This window comes from Streptomyces crystallinus (assembly GCF_039521265.1).
In the GTDB taxonomy this organism is placed as follows: Bacteria; Actinomycetota; Actinomycetes; order Streptomycetales; family Streptomycetaceae; genus Streptomyces; species Streptomyces crystallinus.
In genome coordinates, this window is record NZ_BAAACA010000028.1 from 37990 (window position 1) to 61895 (window position 23906).

The 23906-nt window shown below is 73.8% G+C and carries 17 protein-coding genes; 10 read left to right on the forward strand and 7 right to left on the reverse strand.

Annotated elements, in window-relative coordinates:
* Nucleotides 1-96: 96 nt before the first annotated feature.
* A complete protein-coding gene (locus ABD236_RS21530; RefSeq protein WP_344075607.1) occupies nt 97-2307 on the forward strand; it encodes a bifunctional glycosyltransferase/CDP-glycerol:glycerophosphate glycerophosphotransferase in 2211 nt (736 codons plus the stop codon).
* On the opposite strand, the gene ABD236_RS21535 is transcribed toward ABD236_RS21530, so the two are convergent.
* From ABD236_RS21535 to ABD236_RS21545, 3 genes are all read right to left on the reverse strand, one after another.
* Nucleotides 2279-2653, reverse strand: coding sequence for a DMT family transporter (locus ABD236_RS21535; protein ID WP_344075609.1), 375 nt, complete (start codon nt 2651-2653; stop codon nt 2279-2281). The genes ABD236_RS21530 and ABD236_RS21535 overlap by 29 nt on opposite strands.
* A 46-nt stretch (nt 2654-2699) precedes the next feature.
* Complete coding sequence (locus tag ABD236_RS21540) at nt 2700-4265, reverse strand: methyltransferase domain-containing protein (RefSeq protein WP_344075611.1); 1566 nt, start codon at nt 4263-4265, stop codon at nt 2700-2702.
* A 181-nt stretch (nt 4266-4446) separates the two neighbouring features.
* Complete coding sequence (locus tag ABD236_RS21545; protein WP_344075613.1) at nt 4447-5676, reverse strand: glycosyltransferase family 39 protein; 1230 nt, start codon at nt 5674-5676, stop codon at nt 4447-4449.
* 203 nt (nt 5677-5879) lie between these two features.
* Between ABD236_RS21545 and ABD236_RS21550 the strand changes: the two genes are divergently transcribed.
* Genes ABD236_RS21550 through rfbD form a run of 3 tightly spaced genes read left to right on the forward strand, consistent with a single transcriptional unit; the run spans nt 5880 to nt 8814 of the window.
* Nucleotides 5880-6947 carry a glucose-1-phosphate thymidylyltransferase gene (locus ABD236_RS21550; RefSeq protein WP_344075615.1) on the forward strand — a complete coding sequence of 356 codons (1068 nt, stop codon included), beginning with the start codon at nt 5880-5882 and terminating at the stop codon, nt 6945-6947.
* On the forward strand, nt 6944-7927 hold the full coding sequence (rfbB, locus tag ABD236_RS21555) for a dTDP-glucose 4,6-dehydratase (protein ID WP_344075617.1): 984 nt from the start codon (nt 6944-6946) through the stop codon (nt 7925-7927). The genes ABD236_RS21550 and rfbB overlap by 4 nt, the downstream gene beginning before the upstream one ends.
* On the forward strand, nt 7924-8814 hold the full coding sequence (gene rfbD, locus ABD236_RS21560) for a dTDP-4-dehydrorhamnose reductase (RefSeq protein WP_344075620.1): 891 nt from the start codon (nt 7924-7926) through the stop codon (nt 8812-8814). The genes rfbB and rfbD overlap by 4 nt, the downstream gene beginning before the upstream one ends.
* Before the next feature lie 148 nt (nt 8815-8962).
* Here rfbD and ABD236_RS21565 read toward each other — a convergent pair whose 3' ends face one another.
* The 3 genes from ABD236_RS21565 to ABD236_RS21575 are packed head-to-tail and all read right to left on the reverse strand — an operon-like array spanning nt 8963 to nt 13375.
* A complete protein-coding gene (locus tag ABD236_RS21565) occupies nt 8963-9574 on the reverse strand; it encodes a dTDP-4-dehydrorhamnose 3,5-epimerase family protein (protein WP_344075622.1) in 612 nt (203 codons plus the stop codon).
* On the reverse strand, nt 9562-11895 hold the full coding sequence (locus tag ABD236_RS21570; RefSeq protein ID WP_344075625.1) for a glycosyltransferase family 2 protein: 2334 nt from the start codon (nt 11893-11895) through the stop codon (nt 9562-9564). The genes ABD236_RS21565 and ABD236_RS21570 overlap by 13 nt, the downstream gene beginning before the upstream one ends.
* A 52-nt stretch (nt 11896-11947) precedes the next feature.
* Nucleotides 11948-13375 (reverse strand): CDP-glycerol glycerophosphotransferase family protein, encoded by a 1428-nt coding sequence (locus ABD236_RS21575; protein ID WP_344075627.1) that lies wholly within the window; start codon nt 13373-13375, stop codon nt 11948-11950.
* 144 nt (nt 13376-13519) lie between these two features.
* Here ABD236_RS21575 and ABD236_RS21580 point away from each other — a divergent pair, with 144 nt between their 5' ends.
* Together ABD236_RS21580 and ABD236_RS21585 are read left to right on the forward strand one after the other, a co-directional pair.
* On the forward strand, nt 13520-17251 hold the full coding sequence (locus ABD236_RS21580; RefSeq protein WP_344075629.1) for a bifunctional glycosyltransferase/CDP-glycerol:glycerophosphate glycerophosphotransferase: 3732 nt from the start codon (nt 13520-13522) through the stop codon (nt 17249-17251).
* A 58-nt stretch (nt 17252-17309) separates the two neighbouring features.
* Nucleotides 17310-18881 (forward strand): hypothetical protein, encoded by a 1572-nt coding sequence (locus tag ABD236_RS21585; RefSeq protein WP_344075631.1) that lies wholly within the window; start codon nt 17310-17312, stop codon nt 18879-18881.
* Nucleotides 18882-18890: 9 nt separating this feature from the next.
* On the opposite strand, the gene ABD236_RS21590 is transcribed toward ABD236_RS21585, so the two are convergent.
* Nucleotides 18891-19517, reverse strand: coding sequence for a TetR/AcrR family transcriptional regulator (locus ABD236_RS21590; RefSeq protein WP_344075633.1), 627 nt, complete (start codon nt 19515-19517; stop codon nt 18891-18893).
* Nucleotides 19518-19720: 203 nt separating this feature from the next.
* Between ABD236_RS21590 and ABD236_RS21595 the strand changes: the two genes are divergently transcribed.
* The 4 genes from ABD236_RS21595 (at nt 19721) to ABD236_RS21610 (ending at nt 23894) form a co-directional block, all read left to right on the forward strand.
* A complete protein-coding gene (locus ABD236_RS21595) occupies nt 19721-20662 on the forward strand; it encodes an ABC transporter permease (protein ID WP_486387788.1) in 942 nt (313 codons plus the stop codon).
* On the forward strand, nt 20655-21461 hold the full coding sequence (locus tag ABD236_RS21600; RefSeq protein WP_344075636.1) for an ABC transporter ATP-binding protein: 807 nt from the start codon (nt 20655-20657) through the stop codon (nt 21459-21461). The genes ABD236_RS21595 and ABD236_RS21600 overlap by 8 nt, the downstream gene beginning before the upstream one ends.
* A 70-nt stretch (nt 21462-21531) precedes the next feature.
* The gene (locus tag ABD236_RS21605; protein WP_344075638.1) at nt 21532-22788 is read left to right on the forward strand and encodes a glycosyltransferase 87 family protein; all 1257 of its coding nucleotides are present in this window, start codon (nt 21532-21534) and stop codon (nt 22786-22788) included.
* Nucleotides 22789-22856: 68 nt separating this feature from the next.
* On the forward strand, nt 22857-23894 hold the full coding sequence (locus tag ABD236_RS21610) for a serine/threonine-protein kinase (protein WP_344075640.1): 1038 nt from the start codon (nt 22857-22859) through the stop codon (nt 23892-23894).
* The last annotated feature ends 12 nt before the right edge of the window (nt 23895-23906 follow it).

Genomic DNA, 23906 nt, shown 5'->3' on the forward strand with positions numbered 1-23906 from the left:
GGGTGGGCACAGCGGCACCCCGCCCCCGGGCACGCTCACACCCCGCCCAGCCCGCACCCCGCGCTCCAGAACCCCCCGCCCCGGAAAGAGGCCGCGTTGCCCCGTTTCACCGTCGTCGTGCCCGTCCACAACGCCCGCGGGCTGCTGCGGGAGTGCCTGGAGTCCGTGCTGCGGCAGCGCCGCGCCGACATCGAGGTCATCGGGGTCGACGACGGCTCGACGGACGGCTCGGGGCGGCTGCTGGACGAACTGGCCGCCGCCGACCGCCGCGTCCGGGCCGTCCATCTGGCGGCCCCGGTGAGTGCGGGCGAGCGCCGCGACGCCGGAGCCGGGCAGGCGCGCGGCGAGTACCTGCTCTTCCTGGAGCCCGGCCTGGTCCAGCTGCCCGGCGCGCTCGACGCCATCGACGCCCGCCTGAAGGAGGCCGGGGACCCGGACCTCCTCCTCTTCGGGCATCTGCGCACCCCCTTCCTCGGCACGGCCGAGCCGGCCCGCTCCCTGGAGGTGCTGCGTACCGCAGGGGACGAGGTGACCACGGCCGCCGAGCGGCCGGGCCTGCTCGGCGTCGCCCCGGTGAGCTGGAACCGGGCGGTGCGGCGGGAGTTCTGGCGTGACGGCGGGCCGAGGTTCGGCCCGGGCGAGCGGGCCGAGGCGGTCTGGGCGCTCGGCTCGCTCGCCGCCGCCGGATCGGTGGCGGCGCTGGCCACGCCCTGGGTGGACCACCGCCAGCAGCGCCCGCTGCCGGGGGCGCGCCGCACCGAGGACCCGGCGAAGGTCGTCGCCGCGTACGACACCCTGCTCGCCGAGGTCGCCACCCGCCCCGGGGCCGAGGCCCTGCGCGGACCGCTGTACGCGCTGGCGGTGCGGGAGCTGCTGAAGACGTACGCGGGAGCGCGCGGACAGCGCAGGGCGTACGTCCGCGCGGTGGCCGCGTTCAGCCGAGAGCACCGGCCCGCCGTCGGCGGGCGGCCCGGCGTGCGCGCCCGGTTGCTCACCGAGGGCCGGTTCCGGACGCTGGCCGCGCTCGACCGGGCGCTCGCGGCCCGCCGCCGACTGCGCTCGCGCGCCCGCGCCCTGCGCAAGTCCGTGCTGCGCACGCTGTTGCGGTACTACTACCGCCTCCAGCGGCTGCTCCCGCTCGACCCGCGTCTCGCGGTGTACGCCGCGTACTGGAACCGGGGCGTGAGCTGCAACCCGGCGGCCGTCTACCGCAAGGCCGCCGAACTCGCCCCGCACATCAGGGGCGTATGGGTGGTCAACAGGGCGCAGTCGGCAGCCGGGCACCCCTTCGTGCTGCCGGACACCCGCGCGTACTGGCGGCTGATGGCCCGGGCCACGTACTTCGTGAACAACGTCAACTTCCCCGACCACCTGGTCAAGCGCCCGGGCCAGTGCCATCTCCAGACCCACCACGGCACCCCGCTCAAGCGCATGGGCCTGGACCAGCTCGCCCACCCGGCCGCCGCCAAGGGGTTCAGCTTCCGCCGGTTCCTGGGCCGGGTGGACCGCTGGGACTTCTCGCTCTCCGCCAACCCGCACTCCACAGAGACCTGGTCGCGCGTCTACCCGAGCGCGGTGCGCCACCTGGAGTCCGGCTATCCGCGCAACGACGTCTACGCGGCGGCGAGCGCCGAGTCCGTCGCCGCCGCCCGCCGTGCGCTCGGCATCGCGCCGGGCCGCCGCGCGATCCTGTACGCGCCGACCCACCGCGAGTACGAGCGCGGCTTCTCGGCACCGCTGGACCTGGTCCGGGTGGCGGACGCGCTGGGGCCCGGCACCCTGCTGCTGGTGCGCGCCCACTACTTCCACCCCTCGGCCGGGCTGCCGGAGCACCCGGGGCTGCTCGACGTCTCGGGCCACCCGCACGTCGAGGAGCTGTGCCTGGCGGCGGACGCGCTGGTCACCGACTACTCCTCGGTGATGTTCGACTACGCCAACCTGGACCGCCCGATCGTGGTGCACGCCCCCGACTGGGAGGTGTACCGCACGGTCCGGGGCGTCTGCTTCGACCTGCTGTCGGGGCGCCCCGGGGACACCCCGGGCGCGGTCACCACCAGCACGGACGAACTCATCTCGTGCTTGCGGGACGGCGGTTGGGACAGCCGCGCCAACGCCGTGCTGCGGGCCGCGTTCCGGGAGCGGTTCTGTCCGTACGACGACGGGCACGCCGCCGAGCGGGTGGTGCGCGCGGTGTTCCTCGGCGAGGACGCCGGGGCGCCCGGCGAGCCCGCCCGGCGCGCGCTCCCGCCGCTGCCGGGCCAGAGCGCCGCCCGCCGGGTCACCGCCGCTGCCCGGCCATCACCGTGACGAGCCCGACCACCACGAGCAGCGAACCCGACCACGTCCACACCGACGTCCGCTCGTGCAGCACGGTCGAGCCCGCCAGCACGATCAGCAGATACCCCAGGGCGTTGAAGGGGTACGCGACGGACAGCGGCACCCGGGCCAGCGTCGACATCCAGGCGACGGCCGAGACGGCGAAGACGATCAGCCCGACCACGATCCAGGGGCTGGTCGCGGCCCGCAGCGCGATCGAGCCGCCGCCGTGCTCCACGGCCGACGCGGCGGAGCGCATGCCGTGCTTGAGCATGATCTGGCCGCCCGCCGAGGAGAACACCGCGAAGAGCAGCAGGGCCAGGCTGGACAGGTTCAACGTCGGCCTCCCGACCGGGGCTTCGGGCATCGGGCGCGGGGTGCGGTCAGACGCCCACGCGGTCGGCGGGGGTGTACTGGCGGTTGAGGATGTCCTGTACATCGACGTGCTCCCCAGCGATGATCGTCTCCGCCGCGTGCGGCGTGAGCAGGGCGATGTGCTGGTAGCCGAACAGGGTCGGCCGCAGCCGGGTCAGCAGCCGGGAGAGCCCGCCGAGCGCCTTCGCCAGCGCCCCGCCGACCCGGCCCCCGCCGCCGAGCAGCGCCCAGAAGGGCGCCCCGGTCGAGGTCAGGGCGAGGACGTCGTACCCGGCGCCCTGGACCGTGCGGCGCAGGCTGGCGCGGGTGAAGAAGCGCAGATGCGTCTCGTCCAGGATGCCGCGCCGGTCGTAGCCGAAGGCGCCGAGGGCGACGCGCAGCCGGGAGTACCAGTGGCTGAAGTTCGGCACGGACAGCAGCACCCGGCCGCCCGGGCGCAGCACCCCGGCGATCTCGGCGAGGACGCGCTCGGGCCGGGAGAGGTGTTCGATGACGTCCCCGGCGACCACGTAGTCGTACCCCCGTCCGATCTCCTCGGGCAGCCCCTCCTCCAGGTCGGCCGTGAAGAAGCGGTGGCACCTCTCGCGCACGCCCGGCACCTCGACGCGGTCGACGCCGGTCACCTCGTGGCCGAGGGCCTGAAGGCGCTCGGCGAAGAGCCCGCCGGAGCAGCCGAGGTCGAGGACGCGGCCGGGCGGCAGGGCGCGCATCCGGTCCAGGATCACCGCGTGGGAGGAGCCGTCGCCCTCCTTGAAGGCGTATCCCTCGGGCTTGGGGATCCATGGGCAGGTGCCGAACCCCTTGACCGCGAGCCGGTATTCGAGGACGTCCTTCACCACGTCCTTGGCGTACTTGAGCCCGTTGACGTAGCAGATCTCGTCGCCGTAGTAGGTGGGGACCGGGATCTCCCGGATCCGCAGGCCCGCGTCGATGAGCTGGACGATGATCTGGGTGTCGAAGTCGAAGGCGTCGGTGTTGCGCTCGACGGGCAGCCGGCGCAGGGCGGCGACGCTGTAGGCGCGGTAGCCGGAGTGGAACTCGGTGAGTCGGGAGCCGAGCAGCGCGTTCTCCAGCCGGGTGAGGATACGGTTCCCCAGCCATTTGTAGAGCGGCATCCCGCCGCGCAGCGCGCCGCCCCGGTCCATCATGCGCGAGCCGAACACGGCCTCGGCCTCGCCCCGCTCGATGGGCGCGACCATCTCGGGGAGCAGCTCGGGGGCGTACTGGCCGTCGCCGTGCAGCAGGACGACGATGTCGAGCCCGCGCTCGGCGGCGAGCGCGTACCCGGCCTTCTGGTTGCCGCCGTAGCCGAGGTTCTTGGTGTGCCGCATGACGACGGTACGGGGCCTGCCCTCGGCCTCGGACCAGCGGCAGCCGGCGGTGAAGGTGCCGTCGTGGCTGGCGTCGTCGAGGATGAGGATCTCGTCGATCCGGGAGCGGAAGTCGGCCGGGATGCGGTCGAGGGTGCGCTCCAGAGTGGTCTCGGCGTTGTAGGCGACGACGAGGACGCCGATACGGGGGGTTCGACCTGAGCGGTCGACGGCTTCGGGGGTACGGACCGGGGTCGGCTGCACGGGCGTCTCCAGGGGTGAGGTGGGTTGGTGGCCGGTGTTCGTCTGCGGGCCGGTGGGTGGCTGGTCGCGCAGTTCCCGCGCCCCTAAAAGCTCTCGGGCCGAGCTGAGTTCTCCGGCTGCGGCCGACTGCCTGAGGGGCGCGGGGAACTGCGCGACCGGCCACCGACGGCCCGCAGACGCATCACCGCACCTCCAGCGGCGCGCTCGGAGCCGGAACCGTGGTCGCCACGTGCGGAGCGGGGGCGCCCGGCCGCTCGCGCGACCGGAACACCGCCGCGTACCCCGAGGCCACCCCCACCAGCAGCGCCGCCCAGGCCCACGCACCCAGGACCTGCTGGTCGTAGTTCCAGCGGGTCGGCTTCTGGATCGTGTAGACCCAGGAGGCGAGGACGCCCGCGAGCACGCTGTAGGCGAGGCCCTCCCAGAAGCCGATGGCGAAGAGCGCCGCGACCGGCCAGGCCAGGTACTGCACCCCGGAGGCGGTGCTGAGCAGCAGCAGCACGCTCAGGGTGATCGCGACGACCAGCGGCGCGCGGTCCGGGCGGCGCCAGGCGGGCCAGGCGCCCGCCGCCACGCAGAGCAGGACCACCACGAAGTGGCCGGGTCCGCGCAGCTCGGCGATCGAGGCGTGGGAGAAGCCCAGCCACTCGGCGAACTTCACGATGCCCCACAGCCGGAAGTCGCCGCCCTTGTACTCCAGGACGTTGGCCCGCAGCGCCCCCGGTACGGTCGCGACCACCGGCCCCCACACCACGAGCAGCACCGCGCCCAGGCCCGCCGAGAAGCGCAGGAACTCCCGCCGCCCGGTGCGCCAGGCCGCCACCAGCAGCGCGGGCAGCGCCACCACCGGCACGAACTTCACGCTGATGGAGAGGGCCGCGACCACCCCGGCGGCCAGCGGCGTCCGCCGGTCGGCGAGCAGCCAGGCGGCGGCGAGCGCCAGCGTCACGGCGACCGAGTCGGTGTTGCCGTGGTAGCCGGAGGTCGGGACGAGCACCGGTGAGAGGGTCACGCCGATGCCGCAGGCGACGGCCGTCCGTACCGAGCGGCGCCTGCGGACGATCTCGAAAACCAGCAGGGCGGCCGCGAAGTCGGCGAGGCAGGCGGGGGTGCGGATCAGCGTCCCGAACTCGACGCCGAGACGGGAGAGTCGGTCGAGCCCGAGCAGCATCCAGCCCGCCAGCGGGGGGTGGTTGTAGACCGGCAGCCCCGGCATCGGGTGCGCGTAGATCCGTACCGGGCCGACCTTCTCGATGTGCTGGGAGAAGGCCCAGAAGAAGAAGACGTCGGCGGGGCCCCGGGTGCGGGCGGCGAACACCATCTTCGCGAGGAACCCGACGGCGGCCACGGCCCCGACGATGAGCCTTCCATGCCGTACGTACTGATTCGTCCCGAATGTCTGCGCGCTCATGGCGGACGAACGTACCAATAAGGGGGCGAAATACACCGGAGCGATCAACGCACTTTCACCCCGGGGGCGTTGTTCGGCCTGCGCGTCCTGGGCAAAAGCAGCAGCCCGGAAATCACCCGTATGGTTCACCACCAGCCGTAATCCCCGGCTTCAGCTGTCGTTCACTACCTGTCCCTCGCCTCCCAGACTCCGGTGGTCCCCCAGTGAAAGCACTCGTCCTCTCCGGCGGCGCCGGCACCCGGCTGCGGCCGATCACCCACACCTCGGCCAAACAGCTGGTGCCGGTCGCCAACAAACCGGTGCTCTTCTACGGTCTGGAGTCGATCGCCGCCGCCGGGATCACGGACGTCGGCATCATCGTCGGGGACACGGCCAAGGAGATCCGGGCGGCCGTGGGGGACGGCTCGCGGTTCGGCATCACCGTCACCTACATCCCGCAGCACGCGCCGCTGGGGCTGGCCCACGCGGTCCTGATCGCCCGCGAGTTCCTCGGCGAGGAGGACTTCGTGATGTATCTGGGCGACAACTTCGTGGTCGGCGGGATCACCGACCTGGTCGACGAGTTCCGGGCCGCCCGCCCGGACGCGCAGATCCTGCTGACCAAGGTGCCCGACCCGCGCTCCTTCGGCGTCGCGGAGCTGGACACGGACGGTCGGGTGGCGCGCCTGGAGGAGAAGCCGGCGCACCCCAAGAGCGATCTGGCGCTGGTCGGCGTCTACCTCTTCACCCCGGCCGTGCACGAGGCCGTCCGCGCCATCAGCCCCTCGGCGCGCGGCGAGCTGGAGATCACCCACGCCCTCCAGTGGCTCATCGACCGGCGCCGGCAGGTGAGTTCGACGGTGATCTCCGGCTACTGGAAGGACACCGGCAACGTCGAGGACATGCTGGAGGTCAACCGCTCGGTCCTGGAGCTGCTCACCCCCGGGCACGAGGGCTCGGTCGACGACAGCACCGAGATCATCGGCCGGGTGCGGATCGACCGGGGCGCCACCGTGCGCGGCTCCCGGATCGTCGGCCCGGCGATCATCGGGCCGCGCACGGTCGTGGAGAACTCCTACATCGGCCCGTCCACCTCGATCGCGGAGAACTGCCGGGTGACCGACAGCGAGATCGAGTACTCGATCGTCCTCAGTGGCTCCTCACTGCACGGCGTCGGCCGGATCGAGGCGTCCCTGATCGGCCGCGACGTCGAGATCACGCCGGCCCCGCCCACCCCGGCCGCCCACCGGCTCGTCCTCGGTGACCACAGCAAGGTACAGATCTCCGCATGACCCTTCGCATCCTCGTCACCGGCGGCGCCGGGTTCATCGGCTCGCACTACGTCCGTACGCTCCTCGGGCCCGAGGGCCCCGGCGACGTCGCGCTGACCGTCCTCGACAAGCTCACCTACGCGGGCTGCCCGGCCAGCCTCGACGAGGTGCGCGCCCACCCCGGATTCGCCTTCGTCCAGGGCGACGTCTGCGACGCCCGGCTCGTCGACAAGCTGGTCGGCGAGAACGACCAGGTGGTCCACTTCGCCGCCGAGTCGCACGTCGACCGCTCGATCCGGGGCGCCGCCGAGTTCGTACGGACGAACGTGCTCGGCACCCAGACGCTCCTCGACGCGGCGCTGCGCCACCGGCTCGGCCCCTTCGTCCACATCTCCACCGACGAGGTGTACGGCTCGATCGACTCGGGCTCCTGGCCGGAGGAGCACCCGCTGCGGCCCACCTCCCCGTACGCCGCCTCCAAGGCCTCCGCCGACCTGGTGGCGCTCTCCTACCACCGCACCCACGGCCTGGACGTACGGGTGACGCGCTGCTCCAACAACTACGGCCACCACCAGTTCCCCGAGAAGCTGATCCCGCTCTTCATCACCCGGCTGCTGGACGGCGGAACGGTGCCGCTGTACGGGGACGGGCGCCACGTCCGCGACTGGCTGCACATCGACGACCACGTCCGCGCCGTCGAGCTGGTCCGCACCGGCGGCCGCCCCGGCGAGGTCTACAACATCGGCGGCGGCACCGAGCTCAGCAACAACGAGCTGACCGGGCTGCTGCTGGCGGCGTGCGGCGCGGACTGGGACCGGGTGGTGCACGTCGAGGACCGCAAGGGCCACGACCGGCGCTACTCGGTCGACTGCGCCAAGATCCGCGCCGAGCTGGGCTACGCCCCGGGCAAGGACTTCGCCGAGGGCCTGGCGGAGACCGTCGAGTGGTACCGCACCCGCCGCGACTGGTGGGAGCCGCTGCGCTCAAAGGCCGCCCTGTGAGCGCGAGTTGGCTGGTCACCGGGGCGGGCGGGATGCTCGGCCGGGATGTGGTCGCCCGGCTCGCGGGCCGGGACGCACTGGCCCTGGACCGCTCGGCGCTCGATCTGACGGACGCGGCGGCGGTCGCGGCGACGGTGGCCGGCGCCCGGCCCGACGTCGTCGTCAACTGCGCCGCGTGGACGGCCGTGGACGAGGCGGAAACCCGGGAGGCCGAGGCGCTGCGCGTCAACGGCGAGGGCGCGTCCCATCTGGCGCGCGCCTGTGCCCGCGCCGGTTCACTGCTGCTGCACGTCTCCACCGACTACGTCTTCGCGGGCGACGCGACCGCCCCCTACCCGGAGAACGCCCCGCCCGCCCCGCGCACCGCCTACGGCCGGACCAAGCTGGCGGGCGAGCGGGCGGTGCGGTCGTTGCTGCCGAGGACCGGCCATGTGGTGCGGACCGGCTGGCTGTACGGGGCGGGCGGCGCCAACTTCGTACGGACCATGATCCGACTGGAGTCGGCGCGCGAGCACCTGGACGTCGTCGACGACCAGCGCGGCCAGCCCACCTGGACCGCCGACCTGGCCGACCGGCTGGTCAGGCTGGGCGAGGCGGCGCTGGCCGGGACCGCGCCCGCCGGTCACTGGCACGGCACCGGCGCGGGCCACGGCACCTGGTACGACCTGGCCCGCGAGACGTTCCAGCTGCTGGGCGCCGACCCGGCCCGAGTGCGCCCCACCACCACCGAGTGCTACCCGCGCCCGGCCCCCCGCCCCGCCTACAGCGTCCTGTCCCACGGCCGCTGGCGCGAGGCGGGCTTGAAGCCGATGAGGGAGTGGCGGGAAGCGCTGGCGGAGGCGCTGCCGGGGTTGGTGGAGGCGGAGCGGGCGGGGGCGCGGATTTAGCTCCGCCGCCGGGGGCGTCCCGAAGGGGCGCGCTCAGGGGCGCACTTAGGGGCGCGGGGCTGTGACATGTGCGGCTCCGCCGCGTGGGCGCGAGCAACCGGCCACGGCCCGCAGACGAAGAGCAGCCCCACCCCCACGCGGCGGAGCGTTACGGCCGAGCCGCAACCAACGCCCGCCGCCGCGCATACCACTCCACACACGCCGAGTACGACGGCAACAACCCCCGCTCCCCCGCCTCCGCGACGCCAGGAGCCCCCGCGTCCTTCGGCGAGAGCAGCGGCGTCAGATGCGTGGGCCACGCGATGCCCAGATCCGGGTCGAGCGGATGCACCCCGTGCTCACGGGTCGGCGCGTACCCCTCCGAGCAGAGGTAGACCACCGTCGCCCCCTCGGTCAGCGCCATGAACGCGTGCCCGAGCCCCTCCGCCAGGTGCACGGCCCGATGGTCGCGGTCGTCGAGCAGCACCTGCTCCCACCGCTTGAACGTGGGCGACCCGGTCCGCAGGTCCACCACCACGTCCAGGACCGCCCCGCGCACGCACTTGACGTACTTCGCCTGCCCCGGCGGCACATCCGCGAAGTGGACCCCGCGCAGGGTGCCGCGCGCCGACACCGAGCAGTTGGCCTGCGCCAGGCCCAAGCCGTGGCCGGTGGCGGCGGAGAACCGGTCGTCCCGGAACCACTCGTGGAAGCTGCCCCGGCTGTCGAGCAGCACCTGCGGCTCGACCACCCAGGCGCCCTCGATGCTCAGCTCGCGCACGGGTCGCCCCCCTCGGCGGCGGCCGCCGCCGGTCCGGAGACCGTGAGGGTCAGCTGGTCGTGGCCGTCGCGGCGGACGCGGAAGTCGCGTCCGGCGATCGTACGGGCGGCGGGGAGCGTGGGATGCGCGGCGGCCGGGACCCGCACCGGCGCCTCGCCCATGGACAGCCGCCACTCCCCCTCCCCGATCAGCGTCAGCGCCTCGTACGCCGACTCGACCCGGAACCGGTCGTCCGCGCAGCGGGCGGGCAGCTCGACCTCTTCCTCCTCGGCGCCGGTGCGGCGCAGTTGGAGCGGGATGCCGGGACCGCCCGCGTACCGGCCCTGGAGGACCAGCGAGTGATCGGTCCAGGCCACGCTTTCGGTGTACGCGTGGGGCAGCTGGTCGGTGAGGACGGCGTTGCCCCAGGCGCTCACCGTGAAGGCCAGCTCGCGGCCCCCGGGGGCGGCGTGGCGGCCGAGCGGCAGCGCGGGGGGCGCGGCGACGGGGAGCCGCCGGCCGTCCGGCTTCACCAGTTGGACGCTGTACGCGTCGGCGGGCCGGGACTCGCCGTGCGGCGCCCGCACCGGGCCCCGGCCGCGCACCGCGACCAGCTCGTCGAGCGGCACCCGGGCGGTGAACCGCTCTCCGTCGCGCGCGAGGGGGACCTGGATCGCGGCCTCCGAGTGCCAGTGGCCGAGCCGCAGGGCGCTCGCGCGGGTACGGGTGCGGCCGGTGAGCGTGAGCACGCCGTCGTGGCAGTCGTGGCCGGTCAGCCAGGTCTGGACGCGCTCGGCGCGCAGCTGGAGGCGGCCGGACGCGAAGACCGGGACGACCCTGGTGTCCTCGTCGAGGTAGTGCGCCTCCAACTGCGCGCCCCCGTCCGCGACCCCGCCCCGGCGCGCCACGCCGTGGCCCGGCACGCCCCGGTGGCCGAGCACCCCGAGGACCAGCTTCCAGGTGGTGCCGGCGGACTCGGTGAGCAGCCGGGCCGGATCGACGGTGATCTCGAAGCCGGCCCAGTCGTAGCCGTGCAGCTCCTGCCCCGAACGGGCGGTGATGGACGGGTCGTTGACCCTCTTCAGCCGCAGCGGCAGGGCGCGCCGGTCGGGTGTGCGCAGCCAGGCGGCCTTCAGCGCGTGCCGCCGCGCCCGGGCCGGGAGGTTGCGGATGTAGCCGTACCCGGTGAGCCGGAGCCTGCCGCCCTGCCACTCGGCGCCGGTGAGCCGGGCCTCCAGCGGCAGGTCGCCGGGGGCCAGGGCGGCCACGTCACGCGGCAGGGGCGCGGCGAGCGGCGGGTACACGGCGGTGCGCCGGTGCAGCCCGCGCACCCGGTGCGTACGCGGATTGCGGCGCTCGAACTCCAGCAGGCCGACCAGCTCTTCGAGGCGCCGCTCGCGGGTCAGGTGCCACTTCACCCGGTGGTGCAGCGGCAGCCCGGCCAGCACCTCGGGGTCCACCTGGCCCGCGAACTCCCCCGCGTGATCGAGGAACGCCTGGCGGTAGGCCGCGTCGCCCTCCGGCAGGACCTGCATGAAGTACCAGAGGTCCTCGCACAGCACCGACTCGTCGTAACGCTTCTTGTGCTCGGGCGTCCCCGCGAGCCACTGGCTGACGCCTAGCACCGCCGCCGTACGGTCCACGACCCCGCGCACCACCGCGCGCCGGTTGGTGATCGAACTCTCCCTGTAGCGCCAGTAGTAGACGGCGTCCTGGAGGACGTCGACCGAGCGGGCGGCGAAGTGCGCGGGCAGCACGACCGGGATGTCCTCGTAGAGCACGCCCTCGGGGAAGGCGAAGGCCTGCTCGTCCCAGAAGGCGCGGCGGAACACCTTGTTGCAGGCGATCCGGTCAAGGAGCAGCGACCAGTCCCTGGTGACGTGGGTGGCGGGGCGCGTGGAGCGCATCGGCCTGGTGAACAGCGGGTGCTGTCCGAGGCGCCCGCCGCCGGTCAGCCGCAGGACGTTGCCGGAGGCGAAGTCGGAGCCGGACTTGTCGAGCGCGCCGGTCAGCAGCTCGAAGGCGCGCGACGGCAGTACGTCGTCGCTGTCCACGAAGGCGAGGTACTCGGTGCCGGGCGCGGTGTGCGCGACGCCCGTGTTGCGGGCCGCGCCCAGGCCGCCGTTCTCCCTGGCCACCACCCGGAACCGGTCGTCGCGCGCGGCGAACTCCCGGGCGATGTCGGCGCTGGCGTCCGTCGAGCCGTCGTCCACGAGCACCACGTCGAGGTCCCGCAGGCTCTGCCGGGCCAGCGACTCCAGACAGGCCCCCAGGTGCTCCTCGACGTTGTGGACGGGGACGACGACGCTGAGGCGGGGCGTCAGGGGCGTCATACGCGTCATACGGGGAGCACCTTCCTGCGGCGGACGGGGGCGCGTCCCGCCCCACGCGTGCTCAACCGCCGAACGCGAGGGCGGTCACCTCAGCCCGTCCATCCGGGTGACGGGTGGGGCGGGTGGGGCCGGTGGGGGCTGCCGGTCCTGGGCGAGGTGGCTGTTCGCCCAGGAAGAGGCGGCGCACGACCCGCTCCGCCGCGTGCCCGTCGTCGTACAGGCAGAACCGCGCCCGGAACGCCCCGCGCAGCCCGGTGCTGGCGTCCGTGTCCCAGCCGCCGTCCCTGAACAGCGCGATCAGCTCGTCGTCGCTGGTGGAGACCGCGCCGGGGGTGTCGCCCGGACGCCCCGAGAGCAGGTCGAAGTAGACGCCCCGGGCGGCCCGGTACTCCTCCCAGTCCGGGGCGTGCACGACGATCGGCCGGTCGAGGCAGGCGTAGTCGAAGAGCAGCGACGAGTAGTCGGTGATCAGCGCGTCCGACACGAGACAGAGGTCCTCGACGCGGGGATACCCGGTGACGTCCACGACCCGGGGCGGCCCGGCGTCGAGGCCCGCCGAGATCCCGTGGAAGTAGTGCGCCCGCACCAGCAGGACGCACTCGTCCCCCATTTCGCGCGCGAATCGCCCCACGTCGAGAGCGAGCGGCGGCGAGCGGCGCCCGGCCCCGTCGGGCTGATGATCACGGTGGTCCCGGTGGGTCGGGGCGTAGAGGAGCACACGGCTGTCGGGCGCGATGCCGAGCGAGGCGCGGACGGCGGCGACGTCGTCGGAAGTGGCGGTGAAATAGCGGTCGTTGCGGGGCTGGCCGAGGTGGAGGTGTTCGTACGCGGCCGGGTAGACGCGGTCCCAGACCTCGGCCGCGTGCGGGTTGGCGGCGAGGCTGAAGTCCCACTGGCCGACGTGCGCGAGGACCTTCTCGAAGTCCATGCCACGCGCGGAGGCCGGATAGCTGCGCTGGTCGAGACCCATGGACTTGAGCGGGGTCCCGTGGTGGGTCTGGAGGTAGACCTGCCCGGCCCGCTTGCGGAACCCGCCGGGGAAGCTGGAGTTGTTGACGAGGTACGTGGCCGTCGCCATGGCCCGCCAGTACGCGCGCGACCCCGCGACGACGTGTTCCACCCCCGCCGGCACCCGCCCGACATGACGGCTGCCCACCACCCACAGATGCCGCAGCCGGGGCGCCAGCTCCAGCGCCTTGGCGTGGATGGCGGCGGGATTGCAGGCCACGCCCCGGTTCCAGTACGCCCCGTGGACGACGAGGTCCGGGTCGAGGGGGCGGCGCAGGTCGGCGCGGTAGAGGCCACCGAGGACATGGCGGCGCACCCGCTTCTTGCCGCTCAGGGCCCACGCCCTGACGCGCGCCTGCTTCTCCCCCTGATCCTGATCCGGCTCCCCGTACGACTGGTCGAGCGCGGGCGACGGGCTCTCGCCGAGACGGTCCTGAACAGGGTGAAGCGGTGCGACGACGCTGACGAGGGGGCGCGGCATGGGAGCCGAGCGTAACCACCCGTCACCCTCACCGGTGCGCACTGTCACCCGATAGGGGCAGCATCGGTAACCAGTGCAGGACACTCGGGTTGACCCGGCGTGAACCCACCGCAGTCCGTTCCCCCGGAAGCGCCGGGGCCGCGGGTGCCCACGCCCGGGGCACCGAAGGCCGCGGCCCCGCCCAGGCTGAGCGTGGTCGTCCCCGTCCACAATGTCGCCCCCTATCTGGAGGAGTGCCTCGCGTCCCTGGCCGCGCAGAGCATGACCGCCCTCGACGTGGTCCTCGTCGACGACGGCTCCACCGACGACAGCCCCCGCATCGCCCAGGAGTTCACCCGCCGGGACGCCCGCTTCCGTTACGTACGCCAGCCCAACGCCGGGCTGAGCGCGGCCCGCAACACGGGCGTCGCCCACACCGCCCCCGGCACCGACTACCTCGCCTTCGTCGACAGCGACGACGTCCTCGCCCCCCATGCCTACGCCCGGCTGACCGCCTCCCTCGACGCCTCCGGCTCGGACCTCGCCTCCGGGAACGTGTGGCGCCTGCATCCGGGCGGGCGGCGCCAGGCCTGGCAGTACCGGTGGCTCACCGCCGACCGGACCGGCACCCACATCACCCGCGAGCCCCGCCTCCTCACCGACCGCGTCGCCTGGAACAAGGTCTTCCGCCGCTCGTTCTGGGACCGCCACGGATTCACCTATCCGGTGGGAAGGCTGTACGAGGACACACCGGTGGTGATCCCGGCGCACTACCTCGCCCGCTCCGTGGACGTCCTCCACGAGCACGTCTACTACTGGCGGGTGCGCGAGGGCTCGATCACCCGGCTGCGCACCGATGTCCGGGGTGTGCGCGACCGGATCGCCGCCTGCGCGGACGTCAGCGCGTTCCTCGCCCGGGCCAGGCCGGATCAGCTGGGGCACTACGACACCTCCTGTCTGCGGGACGACTTCGTCTACTTCCTGGAGGGCCTGCCGATGGGCGGGCCCGACTACCGGGCGGCGTTCATGACCGGCGCCCGGGCGTTCCTGGAGCGCGCGGGCGCGGACGCCACCCGTGCTCTGCCGCCCCATCTGCGGGTCAAATGGCAGCTGGTGCGGGAGGACCGGCTCGCTGAGCTGGTCGAGGTGCTGGCCTTCGAGCAGGCCAACGGGGTGGGCACGCACGCGGTGCGGGGCGGCCGCGTCTCGTACCCGGGCGTCGGAGCGGTGGTCGGCCGCGCCGCTCGGGTGCGGCGCGGGGAACTGCCGGTGGTGGCCCGGCTGTCGGCGGTGGAGCGGCAGCCGGACGGGACCCTGCGCCTGACCGGCTTCGCGTACGTACGCAACGCCGGTCCGGGCAGGCTCGTGCTCGCGCTGGCCCAGGAGCACGGCACCCACCGGCTGCGCCGCTTCCCGACCCGCACCATCAGCCTGCCACCCGCCACTGACAACGCCGCCCAGGAGCTCCACGACTACGACCGCTCGGGCTTCGAGACCGTCGTGGACCCGGCCCGCCTCGGCGACGGCGAGTGGACGGCAGGGGTGGTGCTGGTGGCGGTCGGGGGCGGAGGCGGGGCGGTGCGGCGGGCCGCCCTCCGCCCCCTCGGCCGCTCCGAGGACCAGCCCCGGGTGTACGAACTGGCCGCCGGGAGACGGCTGGTGGCCGCCTACCGGGAGGGGCGGCTGGTGCTGTCGGTGCGGCGGTACGGAGCGCGGGTGGAGGGCCATCGGGTGGTCGAGGCGGGGGCGCTCGGCGAGACCGGTGGAGACACGGCCCGGGCCCAGCCGGCCGTCGAACTCTTCGGCAGCCTCCACGGCCCCGCCCCACGCCCCACCCACCTCTCTCTGCACCACCCGCCCTCCGGCATGGAGTTGGCCTTGCCCGTACGGGAGGCACGAGAGCCACAAGAGGCGGGGGAGGTACGGGAGCCAGGAGAGGCACAGGAGGCACGAGAGGCACAGGAGGTACGGCAGGCACAGGAGCTTGGGGAGGTACGGGAGCCGCCGGGGGGCCGAGACCAGCCGGAAAGCCCGGGTCCGCAGGACCGCCGCCGCCCCGGGTTCGCCGTGCGCATCCCCCTCGCCGGGCTCATGGGTGTACAGCCCGCGCCCCACACCGCGCCCCGTGGCGTGGAACCTCCGGACGCGGACCGCTGGGAGGCCCGGTTCGGGTACCCCGACGGCAGCGCGGGCCCGGTCCCGGCCTCCCTCGACCTGGCCCCCGGGCACGCCCTCGGGCGGCTGTGCCTGCGCGCGGACCCGGCCGGAAACCTGGCGGTCGAGCTCACCCGGCGACCGCTGGCCGACTCGGTCGACTGGGCCGACGACGGCACGCTGACCGTGGCGGGGACCTGGAGCGCGGACGGCTTCGGCGGCGCCCGGCTGGTGCTGCGCCACACCGTCCTGCGCGAGGAGGTCACCGCGCTCCTCACCCGGGACGGTGTGCGCTTCCGGGCCACCGTGCCCGCGGAGGCGATGGCCTCGCTGACGGAGGGCCGCTGGTCCATCCTTCTGGGTGAAGCTCCGGTACGCCTGCTGACGTCGACCGGTGCCGCGCTCCCCCGCCCTCGCGACCTCTTCGGGCGCCGGTTCACGGCCGCCCGCCGCCACGGCGACCGGCTGGAGCTCGTCGCCGGGTCACCGCTGGCCGAGGCCGAGCGCGGGGCGTACCGCCAGCGCGGGCTGCGTACGGCGTACTTCCCGGACCGGCGCCCCCACGGCCGGCTGGGCAACGCCGTTCTGCGGCGCGACACAGTCCTGCCCGGCACGGTCCCGCCCGGCACGGTCCTGCCCGACACCGTTCTGCCCGACACCGTCCTGCGCGACACTGTCCTGCGCGACACGGTCCTGTTCACGGGCGGCGACTCCCCGCGCGCGGTGCTGGCCGAACTGGTCGCCCGAGGCAGCGGATTGACCCCGCTGTGGGTCACCGGCGACCGGCGCCGCGCGGCTCCGCCCGGCGCGGCGCCCGTCGAGCCCGGCAGCCGCGCCTGGTACGAGGCGCTGGCGACCGCCCGGCACATCGTCACCGACGACCACCTCCCCGAGTGGTTCGAGCGGCGGCCGGGGCAGAGCGTCGTCCAGACCTGGCACGGCACCCCGCTCGGCCGGACCGGCACCGATCTGACCGGCACCCTCCACGCCGACCACCGCCGTATCGAGGCGCTGCCGCACCTGGCCCGGCAGTGGTCGCTGCTGGTGTCGCCGAGCCGGTGGGCCACACCGGTGCTGCGCCGGGCACTCGCGTACGAGGGCGAGGTCCTGGAGGCGGGCAACCCCGCCAACGACGCGCTCCTGGCGGCCGACCGGGACCGCACCCGCGCCCGGGTGCGCGCCGCCCTGGGCGCGGGCCCCGACGCGCGCGTGGTGCTCTACGCGCCCACCTACCGCTGCCACCTCCCCCTGGGCCCGAGCCACCCCGGCGTCCACCGCCCCGACCCGGCCGGCCTCGACGTCGTCGAGCTGGAGCGCAAGCTCGGGCAGGACCACCTCGTCCTGGTGCGGCGCCACGCGCGCGTGGCGGGAGCCGTGGCGGGCGGGCGTGACGTCTCGGCGCACCCCACGACCTCGGGGCTGCTGCTGGCCGCCGACGTCCTGGTCACCGACTACTCCGGGCTGATCTGCGGCTTCGCCCACACCGGCCGCCCGATGCTCTTCCACACGTACGACCTCGCCCACTACCGCGACACCGCGCGCGGCTTCTACGCGGACTTCGAGGCGCTGGCCCCCGGCCCGCTGCTCAGCGACACCGGCGCCGTGGCGGAGGCGCTGGCCGCGCCGGAGAGCGGCGCCACGACCCACGCGGGCGCGTACACCGCCTTCCGTGCCGCGTTCTGCGACCTGGACGACGGCCGGGCAGCGGCCCGGGTCGTCGACCGGCTGACGGCGGGCTGCTGATCGGGTGATGGACGCGGGATGCCGGGACAGATCGGGACCCCCACGGAACCGATGACCTGTGCGCACCTTTCCTCCCACCGGCCCCGCCCGGCTCCCGGCGCCCCGGCGCGCGGCGGGCCGCCCCGGCGACGCGCCGCCCCCGGGTCCCGCCTGGCGCGTCACGCCGTACTTCGTGTGCGGGGGGATCTTCTGGCTGGTGATATCGGCGGCGGCCTGGCGGGTGCCGCTGTGCTGCGACCTCGGTACGCACGCCGCCGTGGTGGAGCGGCTGAAGGCCGATCTGCTCGCCCCCGCGCACCCGATGGCCGACCTGCCGGGCCTGGGCAGCCCGTACTACTCGCCGTACTCCGTGGTCCAGGGCCTGTTCGCGGAGCTCACCGAGCTGCCCGGCCGGGTGGTGGTGCGGCTGTTCGGGCCGGTCAACCTGCTGGTCCTGATCACCGGACTCGGCCGCTTCACCCGGCTGTTCTCCACGCGCGCGTGGGCGCCGGTGTTCGCGCTGGTCTTCTCGGCGGTGCTGTGGGGCACCTCGGTGACGTGGTGGAGCGGATTCCTCGGGCTGCTCTCGATGACCGGCAACCTGTCCTATCCGAGTACGTTCGCCATTGGTCTCACCTTTCACATCTGGGCCCTGACGGGCCGTCTGACGGAACGTTCTTCCCGTACGTCCCGGTGGCGCGCGGCCCCGCTGGAGCACGCCGCGCTCGGCGTGCTCACCGGTGTGGTCGTCCTCGTCCACCCGATCACCGCGATCGCCGCGGTGCTGGGCGCGGCGGGGCTCGCGCTCGCGCGGAAGGGGGCGTGCACCCGTGCGGCGGCCGGCCGCTGGGCGCTGGCGGGGGCGGGCGCCCTGGCGGTGACGGTCACCTGGCCGTACTGCGACATCTTCACACTCGTCGGCGACACCGGCATCGATTCCATGCACAGGGCCCTGTATGAAGATCTGACCGGCCGTTACTGGCTGGCGGCCCTGCTCGGCGGCCCCGCCCTGCTGCTGCGTCTGCGCCGCGACCGGCGTGACCCGCTGGCGCTGATGACGCTGCTGTTCTGGCTGGTCGTCCTGTACGGCTGGGCGAGCGGCCACTACACGTACGGCCGGATGCTCGCGGTCGCCCCGGTGCCCGCGCAGGTCGCACTCGCCGTCGAACTGGCCCGCCCGCGCCCCTGGTCGGCGGCCCGCCGCGCGCTGGCCCCGCTGGCGGCGGCCGGGGCGTGCCTGGGGTTCGTCTCGGCCCAGGCCGGGGCGGTGGCGCCGAGCCTGGGGGTGCGCGGCATCGAGCGCCCGCCGCACTGGGACACGTACGGCTGGGCCGCCCAGCACATCCCGCCGGGCGAGACGGTCCTCGCGGACGACTACTACGTAGTTCGGTCCCTGCCCGGGTACGGCCCCTTCCTGGTGGCCCCGGTCTGGCCCGACCCGGCGCTCGCGGAGTCCGAACGGCTGCGCCGCAAGGCGGCGGTGAAGCGCTATCTGTCCCCGTCGACGCCCCGCCACGCGCGCGCGGCCATCGCCCGCCGCTACGGGGTCCACTGGCTGCTGCTCACACCGCAGGAGCGGCTGCCGGAGGAGGCGGTGGTGGTCGCCTTCAACCGGCGCAGCGGCGAGGTACTGGCGCGGGTCAGGTACTAGGGCCTGCCCTCAGCCCGTCGCCTTCAGCGCCGCCACGGCCGAGGTGGCCAGGTCGTCCAGGTACCCCTTCGGCAGGTCACCCCGGACCACCACGAGCCGCCAGTACAGGGGGCCGACGATCAGGTCCAGGGCCCGGTCCGGGTCGGCTCCCGCGGGGAGCTCGCCGCGCTCCACGGCCTCGCGCACGACGACCGCGGCGACGCCCTTCTGCCCGTCGAGCAGCGCCTTCTTGATGGCGTCGGCGATCTCCGGGTGGCGCACGGACTCCACCAGCAGGTCCGGGATCACCTGGGAGGCGACCGGGTGGCGCAGGGCGAGCGACGCCACCGCGAGCAGTGCCCGGATGTCCCCGTACAGGGAGCCCGTGTGCGGCACCGGGAGGCCCTGTGCGGCGAAGGCGGACACCAGGTCCAGGACCAGGCTCAGCTTGGACTTCCAGCGGCGGTACACGGCCGTCTTGCCCACTCCGGCGCGGCGCGCGATGCCCTCGATCGACATCCGGGCGAAGCCGACCGCCGCCAGCTCCTCGAAGACGGCCTTGCGGATGGCCTCGGTCACGTCGGAGCGCAGCACGGCGGCACCGGCCGGGGCGCGGCGCTGCGGTTCGGCGGGGGCCGGGGCGTCCGAGTTGGTCATGTCTTGAGCATAGCGATACGACGAGACGGTTGCGTTGCGACGTCATCACGTCCTACTCTCAGCGTTACGACGATACGGACCCGTCCCGTCGTAACCTCGGGTTCACCGCCCGGCCACCCCCCGGCCTCGATACACGCGCCGGTCCTGAGACACGCATCCCGCGAAGACCTCCCGCCCGCGAAGCCACGTCGAAAGCGATCGTTGTGAGCCAGACCGCAGCACCGCCGGCCCCGCCGGCCCCCGCGCAGGACACCCGGCCCGCCGACCCCGACCAGGGCCTGGACGCCGCCGAGCTGGCCGCCAAGTACGGCCTGACGGTCAGCGGCGCCCGCCCGACCCTGCGGGAGTACGTCCAGCAGCTCTGGGAGCGGCGCCACTTCATCTCGGCGTTCGCCACCGCCAAGCTCACCGCGCAGTACAGCGAGGCGAAGCTGGGCCAGATCTGGCAGCTGATGACACCGCTGCTCAACGCGACGGTCTACTACTTCATCTTCGGCATCCTGATGGGCACCAAGCAGGGCGTCCCGGACTACATCCCGTTCCTGGTCACCGGCGTCTTCATCTGGACCTTCACCGCCAACTCGATCATGTCGGGCACGCGCGCGATCACCGGCAACATGGGCCTGGTGCGCGCCCTGCACTTCCCGCGCGCGTCCCTGCCCATCGCGCTGGCCCTCCAGCAGCTCCAGCAGCTGCTCTTCTCGATCGCCGCGCTCGCGATGATCCTGGTCGCCGTCGGCGTCTACCCGGCGGTGTCCTGGCTGATCGCCGTCCCCGCGCTGGTCCTCCAGGCCATGTTCAACACCGGCCTGTCGCTCGCGATGGCCCGGATCGCCAGCAAGACCCCGGACGTCTCCCAGCTGATGCCGTTCGTGCTGCGCACCTGGATGTACGTCTCCGGCGTCATGTGGAGCCTGCCGCAGCTGATGACCCGCAGCTCGCTGCCGCACGGCCTGGTGCAGGTGCTCCAGTACAACCCGGCGGCCGTCTACATCGACCTGATGCGCTTCTCCCTGATCGACAGCTTCAAGGCGAAGCAGCTCCCCGACCACGTGTGGGCCGTCGCGGGCGGCTGGGCGGTCCTCGCCCTCGTCGCCGGGTTCATCTACTTCTGGAAGGCAGAGGAGAAGTACGGCCGTGGCTGACAGCACTCCCGCCGTGACCGGCGCCCCCGCCGCGCTCGGCGCCCCCACCGTGATCGCCGACGACGTCCACGTCGTCTACAAGGTGAACGGCGGCTCCTCCAAAGGAAGAGGCAGTGCGACCTCCGCGCTCAGCCGGATCGCCTCCCGCAGGGCCACCCCGGGCGTCCGCGAGGTGCACGCCGTCAAGGGCGTCAGCTTCGTCGCCCGCAAGGGTGAGGCGATCGGGCTGATCGGCTCCAACGGCTCGGGCAAATCCACCCTCCTGAAGGCCGTCGCGGGCCTGCTCCCGACCGCCGGCGGCCGGATCTTCACCCAGGGCCAGCCGTCCCTGCTCGGCGTCAACGCGGCGCTGATGAACGACCTCACCGGAGAGCGCAACGTCACCCTCGGCGGACTCGCCATGGGCATGTCCCGCGAGGAGGTCCGCGAGCGCTACGACGACATCGTCGAGTTCTCCGGGATCAACGAGAAGGGCGACTTCATCTCGCTCCCGATGCGCACCTACTCCTCCGGCATGGGCGCCCGGCTGCGGTTCTCCATCGCCGCCGCCAAGTCCCACGACGTGCTCCTGATCGACGAGGCGCTCTCCACGGGCGACGCCCGCTTCCAGCGGCGCAGCCGGCAGCGGATCGAGGAGCTGCGCGCCGAGGCGGGCACGGTCTTCCTGGTCAGCCACAGCAACGGCACCATCAAGGAGACCTGCGACCGGGCGATCTGGCTGGAGTCGGGCGTCCTGCGCATGGACGGCCCGGCCGACGAGGTCGTCGCCGCGTACGAGGAGCACACCAGGAAGAAGTAGGCCACCCGGGGACGACATAGCGTCACACCCGTACGAATAAATATCCCAAAACGGTATAAAATTCTGGTCGATGACGACCCAGCAGCTGCGCATCCCCGCTCCGTCCGCCGCGCCCGACCCGGGCGCCTCGGGCCGCCGCACCCGGTACGCCGCCCTCGCCGCCACCTGGCTCGCCACGCGCGCGGTGATGCTGTTCCTCCTCATGGACGACTCGATCGGCGTCGGCGGAGTGACCGGCGAGGTCTACGTCCTGTACCGCCAGTGGTACGAACAGCTGACCGCCGGTCACTTCCCCTACGGAGACCCCACCTGGCAGTACCCGCCGGGCGCGGGCGCGGTGATCCTCTCCCCCGCACTGCTGCCGTTCCTGACCTTCTTCCAGGCCTTCGTCGCGCTGACCCTGGCCGCCGACGCCCTGATCGCCCTGGCGCTGGTACGGGCCGGGGCGCGCGCGGGCGGCAGCGCGGCGGGCGCCTGGACGTGGGTCGGCGGGCTGCCGCTGCTGCTCCACCTCCCGTACGGCCGCTACGACGTCCTGGTCACCGCCCCGGCCGTGGCTTCCCTGCTCTGCGTACGGCGCAGACCGCGCCTGGGCGGGGCGCTCGCGGGGCTCGGCGCGCTGGTCAAGGTCTGGCCCGCGCTGGTCCTGATCGGCACCCCTCGCGGCCGCACCACGCGCGCGTCATGGACGGCGGCGCTCGGCGCGGCCGCCGCGCTGTTCTCCGTCCTCGCCCTCGGTTTCAGCCACAGCCTGGACTTCCTGCGCCAGCAGGGGAGCCGAGGGGTGCAGATCGAGTCCCTCGGCGGCACCGCCCTCCAGCTCGCCCACCTCCTCGCCCACTGGCCCGGCCGGGTCGTCTACCGGTACGGCGCCATGGAGTTCACCGGCCCGTACGTCTCCTCCGTGGCGCACCTGGCCCTCTGCCTCACCGCCGCCGCGTTCTGCTGGCTGCTGCTGTGGCGGGTCAGGGCGCGCCGCTGGACGGCCGCCACCCCGGCCGACGCGGCGCTCTGCGCGGTCCTGCTCTTCACCGTCACCAGCCGGGTGATCAGCCCGCAGTACCTGGTCTGGCTGCTCGGCCTCGCCGCCGTGTGTCTGACCTCGCGGCAGACCAGCCAGCGGCCCGTGGCGCTGCTGATGCTGCCCGCGGCCGCCCTGAGCGCCCTCGCCTTCCCCACCCTGTACGGCCAGGTCATGGCCGGGACGGCGACCGGGACCGCGCTGATGGTGCTGCGCAACGGACTGCTGCTCGGCGCCGCGCTGCTCTCCTGCCGCCGGCTGTGGAGGGCGACGGCCGCGCGGCCCGTTGTCAGTGGGCCGCGATAGTCTCGTTCCTCATCGGCACGAGGGCCTCGCCGGCGCCACAAGAGGCCCATGGGGGAAGGGAGATCGCGGTGTCCGACACGCGTTTTCCGCCGCTGCGCGCGGACGACCCGCGCCAGATCTCCGGCTATGTCCTGGAAGCCCGCATCGGCGAGGGCGGCATGGGCACGGTCTACCTCTCCCGCACCCGGGGCAACCAGCCGGTGGCCCTCAAACTGATCCGCAGGGAGTACGGGGAGAACGAGGAGTTCCGCCGCCGCTTCACCCGCGAGGTCGAGGCCGCCCAGCGGGTGTACGGGGCCCATGTCGCCCCCGTTCTGGACCACTCGGCGCAGAGCGCGCGGCCCTGGCTCGCCACCCGCTACATCCCGGGCGTCCCGCTGGACGACGCCCTGGACGCGCACGGCCCGCTGCCGCCCGGGGCCGTGCTGCACCTGCTCGCCTGCGCCGCCCGCGCGCTCGACTCGGTGCACCACGCCGGAGTGATCCACCGCGATGTGAAGCCCGGCAACCTGCTGCTGGCCGCCGACGGCCCCTGGCTGCTCGACTTCGGGATAGCCAAGGCCGCCGGGGCGGTCCGGCTCACCACCACGGGACGGCTGGTGGGCACCCCGAAGTACATGTCGCCCGAGCACGCCCTCGGACGCGAACTCACCCCGGCCGCCGACGTCTTCGCGCTCGGACTGCTCGCCGGTCTCGCCGCCACCGGGCACCATCCGTACGGAGGGGGCAGCGCCCTCGCGGTCGCCGCGCGCATCGCGGGCACCGACCGCGAGCCGCCGGACCTCACGCCGTACCCGGAACCACTGCGCGAGGTGCTCCGGCTCTGTCTGGCCGCACGGCCCGAAGAGCGCCCCGCCGCCGCCGAGTTGGCCGCCCTGTGCCGCCGCCTCTGCGGCCGCGGACCGCTCGACTTCGCGGGCTGGCTGCCCGCGCCGCATCTGGCCGCGATCCAGGCGACCGAGGCGGCGGCCCGGCTGCGGATGGCGCTGCCGGACGCGCCGACGGTCCCGGCGGTGCCCCCGACCGCGCCGCTGACGGTCCGCGACGCCGACGCGGCCGAGTTCATCCGTCGCGTGCGCGGGACGAGGCGTTCAGGCGCTGAGTAGTCCCGGTGGCGG

Excerpts from the sequence above, each read along its gene's own strand:
- ABD236_RS21545 (WP_344075613.1), bottom strand. The coding sequence starts at position 5,676 with ATGAGCGCGCAGACATTCGGGACGAATCAGTACGTACGGCATGGAAGG.
- rfbB (WP_344075617.1), top strand. The coding sequence starts at position 6,944 with ATGACCCTTCGCATCCTCGTCACCGGCGGCGCCGGGTTCATCGGCTCG.
- ABD236_RS21570 (WP_344075625.1), bottom strand. The coding sequence starts at position 11,895 with ATGACGCGTATGACGCCCCTGACGCCCCGCCTCAGCGTCGTCGTCCCC.
- ABD236_RS21575 (WP_344075627.1), bottom strand. The coding sequence starts at position 13,375 with ATGCCGCGCCCCCTCGTCAGCGTCGTCGCACCGCTTCACCCTGTTCAG.
- ABD236_RS21590 (WP_344075633.1), bottom strand. The coding sequence starts at position 19,517 with ATGACCAACTCGGACGCCCCGGCCCCCGCCGAACCGCAGCGCCGCGCC.
- ABD236_RS21605 (WP_344075638.1), top strand. The coding sequence starts at position 21,532 with ATGACGACCCAGCAGCTGCGCATCCCCGCTCCGTCCGCCGCGCCCGAC.